General features: G+C 71.7%; 9 protein-coding genes and 1 pseudogene. 7 read left to right on the top strand and 3 right to left on the bottom strand.

The window, feature by feature from the left end; all coding sequences use genetic code 11:
- The first annotated feature begins 28 nt into the window (after nucleotides 1-28).
- Nucleotides 29-703 carry an XRE family transcriptional regulator gene (locus tag DSC45_RS03940; protein ID WP_162929120.1) on the top strand — a complete coding sequence of 225 codons (675 nt, stop codon included), beginning with the start codon at nucleotides 29-31 and terminating at the stop codon, nucleotides 701-703.
- Between the two features lie 413 nt (nucleotides 704-1116).
- Here the strand turns inward: DSC45_RS03940 and DSC45_RS03935 are convergent, their stop codons facing one another.
- On the bottom strand, nucleotides 1117-2103 hold the full coding sequence (locus DSC45_RS03935) for a peptidoglycan-binding protein (RefSeq protein WP_119287126.1): 987 nt from the start codon (nucleotides 2101-2103) through the stop codon (nucleotides 1117-1119).
- A gap of 302 nt (nucleotides 2104-2405) precedes the next feature.
- Complete coding sequence (fusA, locus tag DSC45_RS03930) at nucleotides 2406-4484, bottom strand: elongation factor G (protein WP_119287124.1); 2079 nt, start codon at nucleotides 4482-4484, stop codon at nucleotides 2406-2408.
- A gap of 456 nt (nucleotides 4485-4940) precedes the next feature.
- On the opposite strand from fusA, the gene DSC45_RS03925 reads away from it, so the two are divergent.
- From DSC45_RS03925 to DSC45_RS03915, 3 genes and pseudogenes are all read left to right on the top strand, one after another.
- On the top strand, nucleotides 4941-5762 hold the full coding sequence (locus DSC45_RS03925; RefSeq protein WP_119287122.1) for a sulfite exporter TauE/SafE family protein: 822 nt from the start codon (nucleotides 4941-4943) through the stop codon (nucleotides 5760-5762).
- 149 nt (nucleotides 5763-5911) lie between these two features.
- Nucleotides 5912-6160: pseudogene (locus DSC45_RS03920) on the top strand (hypothetical protein); the annotation flags it as partial.
- Nucleotides 6161-6249: 89 nt separating this feature from the next.
- Entirely contained in the window at nucleotides 6250-8187 is a 1938-nt protein-coding gene (locus tag DSC45_RS03915; protein WP_119287118.1) for an ABC transporter ATP-binding protein, read from the top strand.
- A gap of 189 nt (nucleotides 8188-8376) precedes the next feature.
- Here DSC45_RS03915 and DSC45_RS03910 read toward each other — a convergent pair whose 3' ends face one another.
- Nucleotides 8377-9024, bottom strand: coding sequence for a TetR/AcrR family transcriptional regulator (locus DSC45_RS03910; protein ID WP_119287117.1), 648 nt, complete (start codon nucleotides 9022-9024; stop codon nucleotides 8377-8379).
- A 151-nt stretch (nucleotides 9025-9175) separates the two neighbouring features.
- On the opposite strand from DSC45_RS03910, the gene DSC45_RS03905 reads away from it, so the two are divergent.
- The 3 genes from DSC45_RS03905 to DSC45_RS03895 all read left to right on the top strand — a co-directional run bounded on the left by DSC45_RS03905 (nucleotide 9176) and on the right by DSC45_RS03895 (nucleotide 14665).
- Nucleotides 9176-9934 carry an SDR family NAD(P)-dependent oxidoreductase gene (locus DSC45_RS03905; RefSeq protein WP_119287668.1) on the top strand — a complete coding sequence of 253 codons (759 nt, stop codon included), beginning with the start codon at nucleotides 9176-9178 and terminating at the stop codon, nucleotides 9932-9934.
- A 741-nt stretch (nucleotides 9935-10675) separates the two neighbouring features.
- Nucleotides 10676-11569 carry a bis(hydroxyethyl) terephthalate hydrolase gene (locus DSC45_RS03900; protein ID WP_119287115.1) on the top strand — a complete coding sequence of 298 codons (894 nt, stop codon included), beginning with the start codon at nucleotides 10676-10678 and terminating at the stop codon, nucleotides 11567-11569.
- A gap of 219 nt (nucleotides 11570-11788) precedes the next feature.
- Nucleotides 11789-14665 carry a helix-turn-helix transcriptional regulator gene (locus DSC45_RS03895; RefSeq protein WP_205571238.1) on the top strand — a complete coding sequence of 959 codons (2877 nt, stop codon included), beginning with the start codon at nucleotides 11789-11791 and terminating at the stop codon, nucleotides 14663-14665.
- The last annotated feature ends 64 nt before the right edge of the window (nucleotides 14666-14729 follow it).

Below are 14729 nucleotides of genomic sequence, written 5' to 3'. Positions count from 1 at the left end.
TCTGCGAAGATCTTTACAGTCTGTAGCTGTGCCCCCACTGATTCCTTTTAACGCGCGCGCCGCCAGCACCCTGCGCTGGAAACTCGGGATGGCGCCCGAGCATGTGGCCCACGGCGTGCGTGCCTCCTACGGGATGACGCACGTGACGCCCGAGCACATCACGGCCTGGGAGCGTGGCGCGGTACTGCCGACCGCGAGCGAGTTGGCCGCTCTCGCGGCGGCGCTGTGGTGTTCGCCGGGCGACCTCATGGGGCGGCCGCGCACGCTGTTCGAGTACCGCCTCTCGCGGGGGGTCGCGGCGGAGGACGTGGCGCGGACCGTGGGGGTGCCGGTCGACGCCTATCTCCAGATGGAACAGGCGGGCCGATGGGTCGGCGACAAGATGCAGTCGGCGCGACTGGGGGAGTTCTTCCAGCTGCCGCCGAGCGACTTCATCGCCATCACCGGGCTGCAGGACGAGCTCGCGAGGCTGCTCGTCGAGGCGGTGACCACGCGCTGGCAGGCGCACATCAAGGACATCGCGAAGCTGACCGCGATCGACAAGCGCGACCTGAAGGAGCCGCTGCGCTCGATGCACCAGGAGTACCAGGCGATCATGGCCGCGACGCTCGGCCGGGCCATCGGTGCTGCCGCCGGTGAGGAGGGGCGGCGCTATTTGGACTCGATAGTCGACCGCCTGTGGGAGTGGTTCCCTGAGGTCTAGTCACGTTACGCGAAAGTCAGTTGGCGAGGCCGGACGCTGACCGCGGCTTTTGTTTGTGGCTTCCTACAGTGGGGGACCGGTACTGGAAGTACTGGTTTTGTTTCGGAGGCGTTGCCTCGGGCACCGGTAAATACCTCTGGAATGCTGCAGAAGAATGTGATGCCCGATGCGTAGAAGTCGCCGAGAAAAACTCGCGGTGTCGACGTGGAAAAGGGCAGGATTCAATGCGTGGCAGGTAAGTCGACAGCCTTCCGGAAGTTTTCGGCGCAGCGCCGATTTCCGCGGGTGCCCGGTCACCGACCGTCTCGTGCCGCCGCTCCGGCGGCGTGGTTCCGTCGCTGCCTGCGGTGGTACGCGTGCGAGGCCCGGGCCGGACGCAGGTTCCGGTTCCGGCCCGGGGTGAGTGGGAAGTGTCAGGCGACCAGTGCTCGCCAGGTCTTCGGGCCCGCTTCTCCGTCCGCGACAAGTCGGTTGAGGCCTTGGTACGTGCGGACGGCCGTTTCGCTCACCGAGCCGAAGTCGCCGTCGACCGCCAGGCCCGCGCTGCGTTTGTTGAGTGCCACCTGCAGTGCGCGGACATGGACACCGGAGGCCCCGCGCCGCAGCGCATAGACCAGTACGGGCCAGGTCCGGGGGCCGACCTGGCCGTCGGCGACCAGCCCCCGCGCCGACTGGAACTTCTTCACCGCGGCGACGGAGGCGGAACCATACGCGCCGTCCGCCTCGAGTTCGTACCCCCGCTTCGTCATCAAGTGCTGGAGGGCCACCACGGTCCTGCCGGAGGCGCCGGGGTCGAGACTCGGCCAGCCGCCACCCAGGCCCACTCCGCGGGCGGACAGGTAATCGACCGGATCGGTGGTCGCGTTGAGTCCGTCGTGATGGATCTCGAAGTGCAGGTGCGGGCCTGTGACGTTTCCGGTGGCGCCCATGTCGGCGATACGCCGGCCCGCACTCACCTCGGCGTCGGCGCCCACCCGGAAGGCGCTCAGGTGCCCGTAGTACGTGTAGACGCCGCCGCCGTGCGAGAGGACCAGGCCGTTGCCGGTGCGCCCGGCCAGTACCCCGGAGCCTCGGCGCACCACCTTTCCTGCCGCGGCAGCGTAGACGGCGGTGCCGACAGAGTTGGTGACGTCCTGGCCGGCGTGCGGAAGCCGCCCTCGGGGTGCGCCGTAGTGACCGCCGTCGGGGAAGTGGCCGAGCGCGGGATTGCACCACCGGCCGTTCTTGAGGCTCGCGGCCGACGCGGTGGACATCGCGAACGGCGCGCTCGTCAGGGCGAGTCCGAGTCCCGCGCCGACACCCATGAGGAGTCGGCGCCTGGACGGGCCGGACCGGCCGGCCGCGTCGAACTCGGCCTCATCCAGGGGTACTTCATCCGCGGGGCCGCAGGTCGCACACATACTTCCTCCTGACGTCCGGGTCGGTGCGGGGCCTGTCGGGCCGGTGGTGCACGCGAAACCGGGTTGGCGATATAGCGACATGACGGCACGATCAGGCCTAGTCGTGAAGTAGACATGTCAATAAAGAGGCTCGGTGAGCTCCTCGGCCGTCCAGCTCAACACAGGCGCCCGGGGCGCGACAGGAACCAGGAGTACCGATTGCCCCGCCCCCGCCGCCGCCGCCGTACCGGCCCCGGGACCTGCCGCCCCGACCGCACCGCCGGCCGGCGCCGGTGTCCCGGCACCGGCCGGCGGGTCGCAGGTCAGCCGGTCGTCACGTGCGCCGCAACCACCGCGTAACCGACAGGCCGCGTGGTGAACGAGCCGCGCCCCTGGGTCCGACTCCGCAACTGTGTCGCGTAGCCGAAGAGTTCGGCCAGCGGCACATCGGCGGTGAGTACCGCCGTACCGGTCCGCGCCGTGGACCCCGACACCCGGCCGCGACGGGACGCCACGTCACCGAGCACCCCGCCGACGGCATCGTCGGGCACCGTCACCGTCACCTCGACGACCGGCTCGAGGACCGCCATGGTGCAGGCGCGCAGCGCGTCCCGGAGCGCGAACCGGCCCGCCGTACGGAACGCCATCTCCGAAGAGTCCTTCGGATGGGTCGCCCCGTCCGTGAGCGTGACCCGCACTCCGGTCACCGGATGACCGGCGAGCGGCCCCTCGGCCAACGCGTCCCTGCACCCCGCCTCGACCGCCCGCACGTACTCCCGCGGCACCCGGCCACCGACCACGCTGGAGCCGAAGACCAGGTCGGCCGGACCGGTCGTACCGTCATCGGGGTCCAGGGGCCGCACATCGACGACGACATGCGCGAACTGGCCCGCGCCACCGTCCTGTTTGACGTGCCGGTACACGAAACCGGACACACCGCGCAGCACCGTCTCGCGGTAGGCGACCCGAGGCCGGCCGGTGCCGATCTCGACTCCGGTGGCCAGCCGGACCTTCTCCGCCGCCACCTCCAGATGCAGCTCACCCATGCCCGAGAGCACGGTCTGTCCGGTCTCCGCGTCCGTGCCGACGGTCAGCGAAGGGTCTTCCTCGACCAGGCGGGCCAGTGCGGCCGCGAGACGGTCGGTGTCGGAGTTGCGGGCGGCCTCAACCGCCACCGAAACCACCGGTGTCGCCGAGGAAGGAGGTTCGAGCACGAGCGGCGCCGAGTGTGCGCACAGTGTCGTGCCCGGCCGGGCACTCTTCAGCCCGATCACCGCGACGATGTCACCGGCGACCGCGCGCTCCACATCAGTGCGCCGGTCGGCCTGTACCCGCAGGATCCGCCCGACGCGCTCCTTGCGGTGCGCGCCCGCGTCCCACACCGTGTCTCCTTTCGTGAGCGTCCCCGAGTACACCCGCAGATACGTGAGCCGCCCGGTGGCGGTCGAGTTGACCTTGAACGCCAGTGCCGCGAACGGCGCTTCGGGATCCGCCGGTCGCTCCTGCTCGACGCCGTCGTGCATGCCCCGCACCGGCGGCACGTCCGACGGTGACGGCAAGTAGGCCACCGCCGCATCCAGCAGCGGCTCGACGCCCCGGTTCCGGTACGCCGAACCACAGAGCACCACGACACCGTCTCCGGTACGGGTGACCTCGCGCAGCGCCGTTGTCAGCGTCCCTGCCGTCAGGGAGCCCTGCGCGCAGTACTCCTCGAGCGCTTCGGGGTGCAGCTCCGCCACGGCCTCGTCGAGCAGCCGCCTGCGGCGTTCCGCCTCCTCGCGCAGCTGGTCCGGCACCGGCCCCTGCGCGACACCCTCGCCGTCGGCCCAGGTCAGTGCCCGGAGGCGGACGAGATCGAGGACACCGGTGAAGCCGTCCTCACGGCCGACGGCCATCTGCACGACCAGCGGCACGGTGTGCAGCCGGCGCCGGATCGAGTCCACGGCCGAGTCGAGGTCGGCGCCGGACCGGTCGAGTTTGTTGACGAACGCGATCCGCGGGACACCGTGCCGGTCGGCCTGCCGCCAGACCGACTCGCTCTGCGGCTCCACACCGGCCACCGCGTCGAACACGGCGATCGCGCCGTCCAGTACCCGCAGCGAGCGCTCGACCTCATCGGCGAAGTCGACATGCCCAGGGGTGTCGAGGAGGTTGATCCGGTGGCCGTCCCAGGTGCAACTCACCGCCGCGGCGAAGATGGTGATGCCGCGGTCGCGCTCCTGGGCGTCGAAGTCGGTGACGGTGGTGCCGTCGTGGACCTCGCCGCGCTTGTGCGTGGAGCCGGTGAGGTACAGGATCCGCTCGGTCACGGTGGTCTTGCCGGCGTCGACATGGGCGAGGATGCCCAGATTGCGGACGGCGGACAGGGGGATGGCAGGACTGGACTGCAGGGGAGTACGCACGGCCCGGTGGCCTTTCGGTTCGGGATGAGAACGGGTCGGCGCGATGCCCGGACGACACGGCCTGCCGAAGTGGCAAGGCCGGTACGGCGGTTCGCCACGGCGCGCGCATGCGTCGTGGGCCGGTCCGTCGGATCAGTTCCGTCGGGACGCGGATGCGTGGGTCGTCACGGGGTCCGGGGCCGGCCGCGCAGCCGGCGCCGGGGCGCCGGAGACACCAGGATCACGTCGAACCGGGACGCGGGGACGGCGACGGTGCGGAGGTCTCGCCCGGCCGTCTCCCTTCCTTCGTCACGGTGCGTTCCAGGCGCCACCGTGAGGCGGCGCTCCCGCCGTCGCGGCGGGCTTCGCCGAGTGTAGTGAAGGGGGGAGGGCCGGGCACGAGGTTATTCCGCCGGGCGCTGCTGGAAGCCCCGGCCGCCCGGCCGTGAACGGGACGGCATAGCATCGGCGCTCGTCATGGACGTCACCCTCTGGGAATTCGCGATACTGGCCGCCGCGACCGCACTCGTCGGCTTCTCGAAGACCGCCGTCAGCGGAGCGAACACCGTCAGTCTCGCGATCTTCGCCGCCGTACTGCCGGCCCGCGAGTCCACCGGCGTGCTCCTGCCGCTGCTGATCGCAGGCGACGCACTCGCCGTGGCCACCTACCGCAGGCACGCACACTGGCCCACGCTGTGGCGGCTGTTCCCCGCCGTCGGGGTGGGTGTCGCACTCGGCACCGTCTTCATGATGTGGGCCGGTGACGAAGCGGTGCGCACCTCGATCGGGGCGATCCTGCTGTTCATGTCGGGCGTCACGCTCTGGCGCCGGCGCCAGGCGGACCGGGCCGAGCGCCTCGCACGCCGGGAGACGGACCGCGACCCGGTGCAGGACGCGCCGGGAGAGAGCGACGAACCGGTCAGCGACGGGCGGCAGTTGCGGGTCGCGCGCGTCAAGGCCCGCTCGTACGGGGTGCTCGGCGGCTTCACCACCATGGTCGCCAACGCGGGCGGTCCGGTGATGTCGCTCTACCTGCTCTCCACAGGCTTCCGGAAGCTCGGATTCCTGGGTACCTCCGCCTGGTTCTTCCTCATCGTCAACACCTCCAAGCTGCCGTTCAGCGCCGGTCTCGGCCTGATCGACGCCGACTCGCTGCTGCTGGACGCCGCCCTCGTCCTGTTCGTCGTGCCCGGCGCCTATCTCGGCAGACGCTGTGTCGACCGGATCGACCAGCGGCTCTTCGAACGCCTGGTCCTCGCCGCGACCGTCCTCGGCGGCCTGCAGCTGCTGCTGCGCTGACCCCGGACGGTCCGGAGTTGCGGCCGGTCCCGCCCCTGCCCGACCGTCGAACAGGCGAACTGCGAGCGGCTACGATCCAGGCCATGAGCTCTCCCGATCATGAACCGGACGAGGCCGGAGAGTCCGGCGACCCCGAACGCGGCGGGACGACGCCCCGTCAGGCCAGACGCCTCAGGATCGCCGCCGCCGCAGTGCTCATGGTGGCCGCCGCAGTCGTGCTCGCGGTACGCCTGGCGAGTCGCTCGTCCGTCCTCGTCGTCGGCGTCTACGGACTGCTGCTCATCCTCTGCGGGATCGTGATCGACCTGAGCCGCAGGGGCCGCACCCGGCTCGGCAGCTGGCTCCTCGTCGTGGGCCTGGTGGCGGCCCTTGCGGCGGACTGGGTGCTGTTGCCCTGACGGGCGGCAGCGGCCCGAAGGCGCGCTTTCCGGGGAGGTCTCGAGCAGGGCTTGACCTCAACTTTGGTTCAGGTTTTAGCGTCCTGTGCATGAGCATGGAGACCACAGCCTGGACCCAGCTGCACAGCGTGCTGAACGCCCAGCAGGACCGCCGCCCCTTCGCCCGCGCCACCTTGCGCCGGATCGGGACCTTCGCCCGGCCGCACCGCAGACGCATCGTCCAGTTCCTGCTGGTCAGCGTCGCCACCGCGGTAGTCGCCGTGGCCACCCCGGTACTCGCCGGCGACGTGGTCAACGCCATCGTCAACGGCTCCGACTCCGGCGTCGTCGTCCGTATCGCCGTACTCATCGCCCTGATCGCCATCGCCGAGGCGGCGTTCGGCATTCTCGGCCGGTGGCTGTCGGCGGGACTCGGCGAGAATCTGATCCTCGACCTCCGTACCGCCGTCTTCGACCACGTCCAGCGCATGCCCGTCGCCTTCTTCACCAGGACCCGCACCGGCGCCCTGGTGAGCAGGCTCAACAACGACGTGATCGGCGCCCAGCGCGCGTTCTCCGGAACGCTCTCCTCGGTGGTCGCCAACTTCGTCACCCTGTTGCTCACTCTCGTCGTGATGCTCCGCCTGTCCTGGCAGATCACTCTGCTCGCCCTGGTCCTGCTGCCCGTCTTCGTCATCCCGGCCCGCCGGATGGGGGCCAGGATGGCCCGACTTCAGCGCGAGGCGGCTCAGCACAACGCCGCCATGGGCACCCGGATGACCGAGCGCTTCTCCGCCCCGGGTGCCACCCTCGTGAAGCTCTTCGGCCGGCCCGACCAGGAGTCCGTCGAATTCGCCGCCCGGGCACGCCTGGTACGTGACATCGGCGTTCGGACCGCCATGGCGCAGTCCGTGTTCATCACCGCGCTGACCCTGGTCTCCGCCCTCGCCCTCGCCCTCGTCTACGGTCTCGGCGGCCACTTGGCCCTGACCGGTTCACTGGAGCCCGGCAGTGTCGTCGCGCTCGCCATGCTGCTCACCCGGCTCTACGCGCCGCTCACCGCACTCGCCGGGGCACGCGTCGAGGTGATGAGTGCTCTCGTCAGCTTCGAGCGCGTCTTTGAGGTGCTCGACCTCAAGCCGCTGATCGAGGAGAAGCCGGACGCCCGCGCGGTGCCCGAAGGGCCCGTCTCGGTGGAGTTCGACCGCGTACGGTTCGGCTACCCGGCGGCCGACCGCGTCTCGCTCGCCTCACTCGAAGAGGTCGCCACGCTGGACAACCGGGGCGGAGCCGAGGTGCTCCACGAGGTGTCGTTCCGCGCCGAAGCCGGCCAGACCATCGCCCTTGTCGGCTCCTCGGGAGCAGGCAAGTCCACCATCGCGCAACTCGTGCCCCGCCTGTACGACGCGGATGCCGGCAGCGTGCGCCTCGGGGGCGTGGACGTACGGGAGTTGAGGGCCGACTCGGTTCGGGCCACGCTCGGCATGGTCACCCAGGACGGCCATCTCTTCCATGACTCGGTGCGCGCCAACCTCCTCCTCGCCCGTCCCGGCGCCGACGAGGAGGAGCTGTGGGACGCCCTGCGCCGCGCCCGTCTCGACGGGCTCGTGGCCGCGCTGCCCGACGGCCTGGACACGGTGGTGGGGGAGCGCGGATACCGGTTCTCCGGTGGTGAGCGCCAGCGTCTGACGATCGCGCGGCTGCTGCTCGCCAGGCAGCGGGTGGTCATCCTCGACGAGGCCACCGCGCACCTGGACAACACCTCGGAGGCCGCCGTGCAGGAGGCCCTCACCGAGGCCCTCGAAGGCCGCACAGCGGTCGTCATCGCACACCGCCTCTCCACGATCCGCGCCGCGGACCAGATCCTGGTCGTCGAGGAAGGGCGGATCGTCGAACGCGGGCCGCACGATGAGCTGCTCGCCGCGGGCGGCCGGTACGCGGAGCTGTACCGCACCCAATTCGCGTCCGCGGACGGTGAGTTCACGAGCGACGGCTCCGATTGCTCCGAGGGCGACCGGGGCGGGGTGCGCGTGGCCGAGCCGGCCTGAGAGCGCGGGCCGCACCACGGCAGCCCGCCCGACGAGTCCGCCGCCCGCGAAGGCGGCGGACTCGATCCGTGCGACCGCTACTGGCAACTGCGGCCAGTGAGGCTTGCGGCACACCCGAGGTGCCGAGGATGTGCGGACGGGGCCCGCAACCGCCGGCGGCCTCCCGGGGTGGGGGCGGCGCCGGAGCCTTCAGGAGTGCTGCGGGTCGCCGGCGCTGCGGCCGTAGCGGGCGAGCATCGTCTCGACCGCCTCCTCGACGGCGTGGTCGACGTCGGCAGGTGTGGGGCTCCAGTCGGCGAGCAGCATTCGCGGCCACAGGACGTAGTTGGCGATCATTCCGAGGAACTGGTTCGTCGCGCTCTCCGGGTCGGGTACCACCGCGGTGCCCGCGGCGTGCTCGGCCTCCAGGTAGTGCTGGACGGAGATGAAGTAGGGCAGCTTGCCCAGCTCGAACTGAGTCCGTCCCAGTTCCGGGAAGCGCGGCAGTTCGGCGATGACGATGCGGAAGAGGGCCGCCATCGCGGGGCGGCCGACCAGGTCCGCGTACTGGCGGCCGGTCGCGCTCAGACCGGCGCGCAGGTCACCGGGCTGCGCCGCGGGCGCCGCCGGGTCCGGCCCGCCCTTCCAGTACTCGGTGACGATGGCCTCGAAGAGCGCTGCCTTGGTGGGGAACTGTTTGAACAGCGTGGACTTCGAGACGGCCGCTTCCTGCGCGATCTTCGCCAGCGAGGTCCCGTCGTAGCCCCGTTCCAGGAACAGCTTCGTGGCCGCTGCGGTGATCGCCTCGCGCTTGCGCCGAGCGAGTCGTTGATGGTGCGCGGAGAGTCCTGCGGTCATGGGCCCAGTATGCCTCCATCGCGAGGCGAGTCACTTGACTCGCCACTGCGCTGATGCTTACGTGGAAGGGGAGGCGAGTCGGGTGACTCGCATTCGGTCGGTGGGAGCACTCGCCGCCGGCGTCGTTCCGTTCGGCCAGGGAGAAGCATTCATGGAGTCAGGCAAGATCGCATTGGTGACCGGCGGCAATCGCGGGCTGGGCCGGGCCACGGCCCAGTCGCTGGCCCGGCACGGGCTGCGCGTCATCGTCACCTACCGCGGCGACCCGCACGAGGCCGAGGAGACGGTCAAGAGCATTCAGGACACCGGCGCCACGGCCGCTGCACTGCGCCTTGACATCAGCGACGTGGCCTCCTTCCCCGACTTCACCTCCCAGCTGGCCGCGCACCTGGAGCGCTGGGGCGCGAGCCGGCTGGACGTCCTGGTGAACAACGCCGGGATCGGGCTGTTCGGCCCCCTGGAAACGGTCACGCCCGACGCGTACGACGCGGTGATGGACACCAACGTGCGCGGCACGTTCTTCCTCATCCAGGCGCTTGCGCCCGTACTGGCCGACGGGGGGCGGATCATCAACGTCTCCTCCTCCCTCAGCCGCCACACCAGTGCCGGAACCTCGGTGTACTCGGCCTCCAAGGCCGCGGTCGAGGTCCTCGGCCGGACGCTGGCCGTGGAGCTGGGGGCACGCAAGATCCGCGTCAACGCGATCGCGCCGGGGCCGACCGCCACCGACTTCAACGGCGGTGCCATGCGGGACGACGCGCAGATGCGCGAGGGCTTGGGCGCGCAGACCGCGCTCGGCCGCGTCGGTGATCCGCAGGAGATCGGTGACGCCATCGCCGCGCTCGCCTCCGACGACCTGCGATGGGTCACCGCCCAGCGCCTCGAAGTGTCCGGCGGCGCCCTGCTGTAGGGCTCGGCCCACACCGGGTGCCTGCCCCGACCCTCACCTCGCGGAACCCGGAGATGTGTCGGTGGGTCGTGCAGAGCTGGGCGGGACTGTCGTGTTCCCGGGCCAGCGGGACATGAAGGATCTTTCGGGCCGTCGGCTTCACCGGGTTCGCTCGCCACCAGTGCACCAGTGCACCAGTGCACCAGTGCACCAGTGCACCAGTGCACCAGTGCACCAGCCCACCAGACCGCCGGCGGCATGCACTCGACGATCGTGAGGGCCCCCCAAGCCCACCACTGCGCCCGTCGACGCTCCCGCCGGTGCGGTTCCGCCCCGGCGCAGGACAGCTCCAGCTGCCGCAGTCGAAGTGGCATCCGGCTGCGCAACACCGGGTCGTGGCACGCGCGGCTCCGACGCTGCATCGCTCTGGCGAGCCAGACGGACACGGCCACTTCGAGCCGTGCGGCGTCTCCAGCACGCCGGGAGCGTCTCCAGCCTTGTCGTCACGCGCCGGACAGCCTGTCCGGCGCGTGACGACAAGGCAGCCAGCCCGGGCCTGAAAACGGAGGCTGTCGACGAACGGGCTGGTGTGAACCACCTCTTGAGACCGGTGAAGTCGCCGATGCCTCACGGGCCGAGGACCCACCACCGTAGGGACCGCCAACCAGCAGACGGTGCCGCCCCGGGCACAACCGCCCCAGGGGCGACAGATCCGGCTCCGCAGCCGGATCCGCACCGCCGACGACTGAGAGGACCCCCCTCGTGAAGCACGCACTCCCCAAGAGCCGCGCCACCCAAGTGGCGCTCGGCGCAGCCGCCGTGGCCGCCGGCCTGTGCGCCGCGCTCCTCCCCGGCGAGCAGGCCGATGCGGCGGAGAACTCCTACGAGCGCGGACCCGACCCCACCGAGTCCAGCATCGAGGCCCCGCGAGGTTCGTACGACGTCTCCGAGGAACGGGTCTCCTCCGTGGGCGTCAGCGGATTCGGCGGAGGCACCATCTACTACCCGACCTCCACCGAGGACGGCACCTTCGGCGCGGTCGCCGTCGCTCCCGGGTACACCGCCGACCAGACCAGCATGGCCTGGTACGGGCCGCGGCTCGCCTCGCAGGGCTTCGTGGTGTTCACCATCGACACCAACACCCGGCTGGATCAGCCTGCCGCCCGAGGCGACCAGCTCCTCGCTGCACTCGACTACCTCACCGAGCGCAGTGACGTCAGCAGCCGCATCGACAGCGAACGTCTGGGCGTCATGGGCCACTCCATGGGCGGCGGCGGAACCCTGGAGGCTGCCAAGGACCGGCCGGAACTGCAGGCGGCGATCCCGCTGACCGGCTGGAACCTCGACAAGAGCTGGCCCGAACTGAGTACCCCCACCCTGGTGGTGGGGGCGGACGGCGACACCGTCGCGCCGGTCTCCTCCCACTCCGAGCCGTTCTACGAGTCGCTGCCCGGATCGCTCGACAAGGCGTACCTGGAGCTCAGCGGAGCGTCCCACTTCACCCCGAACACCTCCAACACCACGATCGCGAAGTACAGCATTTCCTGGCTGAAGCGCTTCATCGACGACGACACCCGCTACGAGCAGTTCCTGTGCCCGCTGCCGGACGCGGGTGGCGCCATCGCCGAGTTCCGCGGCAACTGCCCGCACAACTGACGTACGCCAGGGGCGCGTAGCGCTTCGCACGGCCCGACAACCGGCGTCGGAAGGCGTGTTGCCGGTGGTGCGCAGGCGCCGCCGGCAACACGCCTTCCTGTGCCGTGGCACAGTTGGCGCGCGCTTTCGCTGGGGTCGTGCCCAGGATGGGGACTCCGGTGCCGGACGGGCCGGTTCCGGGCCTCCCGCCCGTCTTTACGCGGCAGTAAGTTGCCGGGCGTGAACCCGACACCGACCGTCCACAGTCCCCTTCGGCTGTACGGCCGAAGCGGTGAACTCGCCCTGATCGACGGCCTCCTGGCGCGCCACCGCGACAGCACCGGCGGCAGCCTCGTGATCGTCGCACCACCGGGACTCGGCAGATCCGCACTGGTCCGTCACGCCGTGGAGGCGCAGGGGGACCGCAGCGTGCTGTACACGCGGGCTGTCCCCGCCGAGGCCGGGCTGCCGTACAGCGGACTCCACGCGCTGCTGAGCTCGGCCCCGGGGCCGATTCCACGCTGGGCGTCCGACATGATGCGCGGAGGACTCCGACCCACGGTGCTGGTCGGCCTGTTACGGGCGCTCGCCTCGCGCCGGCCCCTGCTCGTCTGCGTCGACGACGCCCACGCCTGGGACCCCGATTCGCGCCTGGCCCTCGCCTTCGCCCTGCGCCGCCTCACCCCCGCCGACCGCGTCGCCGCCCTGGTCACGCTGACCGACGGGCCCTACGAGACGACGCCGCACGCAGGAGACCGCGGGGGCGCGCCGCCCGGCGGGGAGAGTGGCCGACTCGGGGAGTCCCGGGCCCAGTTCGCAGGACTGGCGGAGCTGCGCCTCGCGCCACTCGACGAGCCCGCTGCCGACGACCTGTGCACGGAGCTGGCCGGACCGGGGTCCGATTCCGTGGTGCGGGATGCACTGTGCCGCGAGGCGGCCGGCAACCCCCGGTTGCTCACGGACCTCGTCCACGCACTCACACCGGACCAACTGGCGGGCGAGGCCCCCGTCCCGCACCCGCTGCCCGGCGGCGGTGCCGTGCTCGACGCCTACACCGTGCGGGCCGACGCGCTCAACGCCGACACCCGACTGATGCTGCTCCTGGCCGCCGCGGCCCACGAGCACGATGCGGGCGACGACGGTGTCGATCTGGCCCTTCTGCAGCACGCCGCCCGGCGGGCCGGAGCAGACCCGGAGTCCCTCACGGCCGCCGAACGAGCCGGCCTGATCACCACGGACGGCAGGCGCCTCCGCTTCCCGCATCCCCTGGTGAGAACCGCGTTGCTGCGACGTTCTGCGGCGGCCCGGCGCCACGCGGCCCACCGACTCCTCGCCACCGCACTGGCCGCACCGCACGAGGAGCTGCCCCGACTGGTGCAGCGCTCGCTCGCCGCCACGGGCTGTGCCCCGGCGCTCGCCGACGCGCTGGCCGCCGTGGCCGTCGAGCCACGGCCGCAGGGCGAGCGTGCGCTGGCGCTCGCCCGCGCGGCCGATCTCACCCCCGATGCGGCCGGGCGCGACGCCCGATTCGCCGCCGCGGCCGAACTGGCGCTGCTCGGTGGTGCATCCGGTCGGTCCCGCGCTCTGCTCGCCCGGGTGCGCGCGGTCCCCGCACCGGGACGGGCGCACTACGTACGCGGTCTGCTGGCCCTGCGCGACGGCCCGGTCGGCGACGCCCACGAGTCCCTGCTCACCGCCGCGTCCCTGCTCAGCGCCGACGATCCCGGCCGCGCCGTCGGCTCGCTACTCGGCGCCGCGGAGGCGGCGTGGGCGATGGGCGACGCCACCCTCCTGACGGAAGTCCTGCACCGACTGCCCGGTCAGGACGGCGCCCCTCCACCGCAACCGGATCCGATGGCCGCTCCCGACCCCGGAAGCGCGCTGGCCGCCTACCGCGACGGCATGCTCGCGATGTTCGGCGGGCGCACCGGGTCGGGCAAGCAACTGCTGCGGTACTGCATCGAGGCCTCGCTGCGTGCGAGTGACGCCTCGGAGGTGATGCGCGGCGGCGTCGCCGCGCTCGTCGTAGGAGACGTCGCCGCGTCCTGCCGCGCCGGTGCCCGTGCGCTCGCCGTCGTACGGGCACACGGCCCCGAGGCACAACTGCCGCAAGCGCTGGAGCACTTGGCGTACGGCGAACTCCGGGCCGGCCGGCACGCACCGGCCCGTGCCCGCGCACAGGAAGGGCTGCGTGCCGCCGCCCGACTCGGGCAGCGCAATATCGCCACCCACTTGCACGCCGTCCTCGCGCTCAGCGCCTCCGTGACCGGCGACGGGGACACCTGCGCGCTGCACGCCGAGGCGGCGGTGCAGGGCGCGGGTCCGCACGGCCTGAGCCAGGCGACCACCCTCGCCACCTGGGCGCTCGCCCGTGCCGACCTCGCCAGGGGAATGCCGGCCGAGGCCGTCGCGCGACTCCTCCCACTGGTGCGCAGAGGGCCGCGGCGCGGTCACTTCGCGGCCCGGATGCTCGCCGTACCGTGCCTGGTCGAAGCCGCAGCCCTGGCCGGAAGGACCGGCGAAGTGCTCGGCTCCGTCGAGGAGTTCGCCCACTGGACGGCGCACACCGCGGACCCGCTGGCCCCGGCGCAGCTCGCCCGTTGCCGAGCCCTGGTTGCGTCGGCCGAGGAGGGAAGCGACGCCGCCGACCACTACACCGAAGCCATCGCCCACCACGACCGTGCCGGCGGCGACTTCGAGCGGGCCCGCACCTTGCTCCTGTACGGATACTGGCTGCGCCGCCGGCGTCGCACCCGCGAGGCCCGCGGACCGCTGCGCGACGCCCTGGTCGCCTTCGAACGCTGCGGAGCCCGCATCTGGGCCGAGCGCGCGTCCGGTGAACTGCGGGCCGCGGGCGAGGCCGTCGCAGGCGACTCGGCGGACGGCCCACTCGACCTGCTCACCCCGCAACAACGCCGTATCGCCCGGCAGGTCGCCGAGGGAGCCACCAACCGAGAGGTCGCGGTCCGGCTGTCGGTGAGCACCCGGACCGTCGACCACCACCTCCGTAACGTCTACTCCACCCTCGGCGTCCGCTCCCGCACCGAACTCGCCCGATTCCTCCGCCAGTCCGCCCCTGAACTGCACCGCGACCGGGTCCGGCCGACCGGCCGCTGAACGACTCCGGCGCTCGGGACGCCCCTGCGGAAGGCGGCGGCCCGGGGCCGGCGCAGGCTGCGTT

Origin of the sequence: Streptomyces sp. YIM 130001, assembly GCF_003574445.1 — a bacterium.
In the GTDB taxonomy this organism is placed as follows: Bacteria; Actinomycetota; Actinomycetes; order Streptomycetales; family Streptomycetaceae; genus Streptomyces.
The sequence above is the reverse complement of the archived record's forward strand: the minus strand, read 5'-3'. Positions and strand labels throughout refer to the sequence as shown.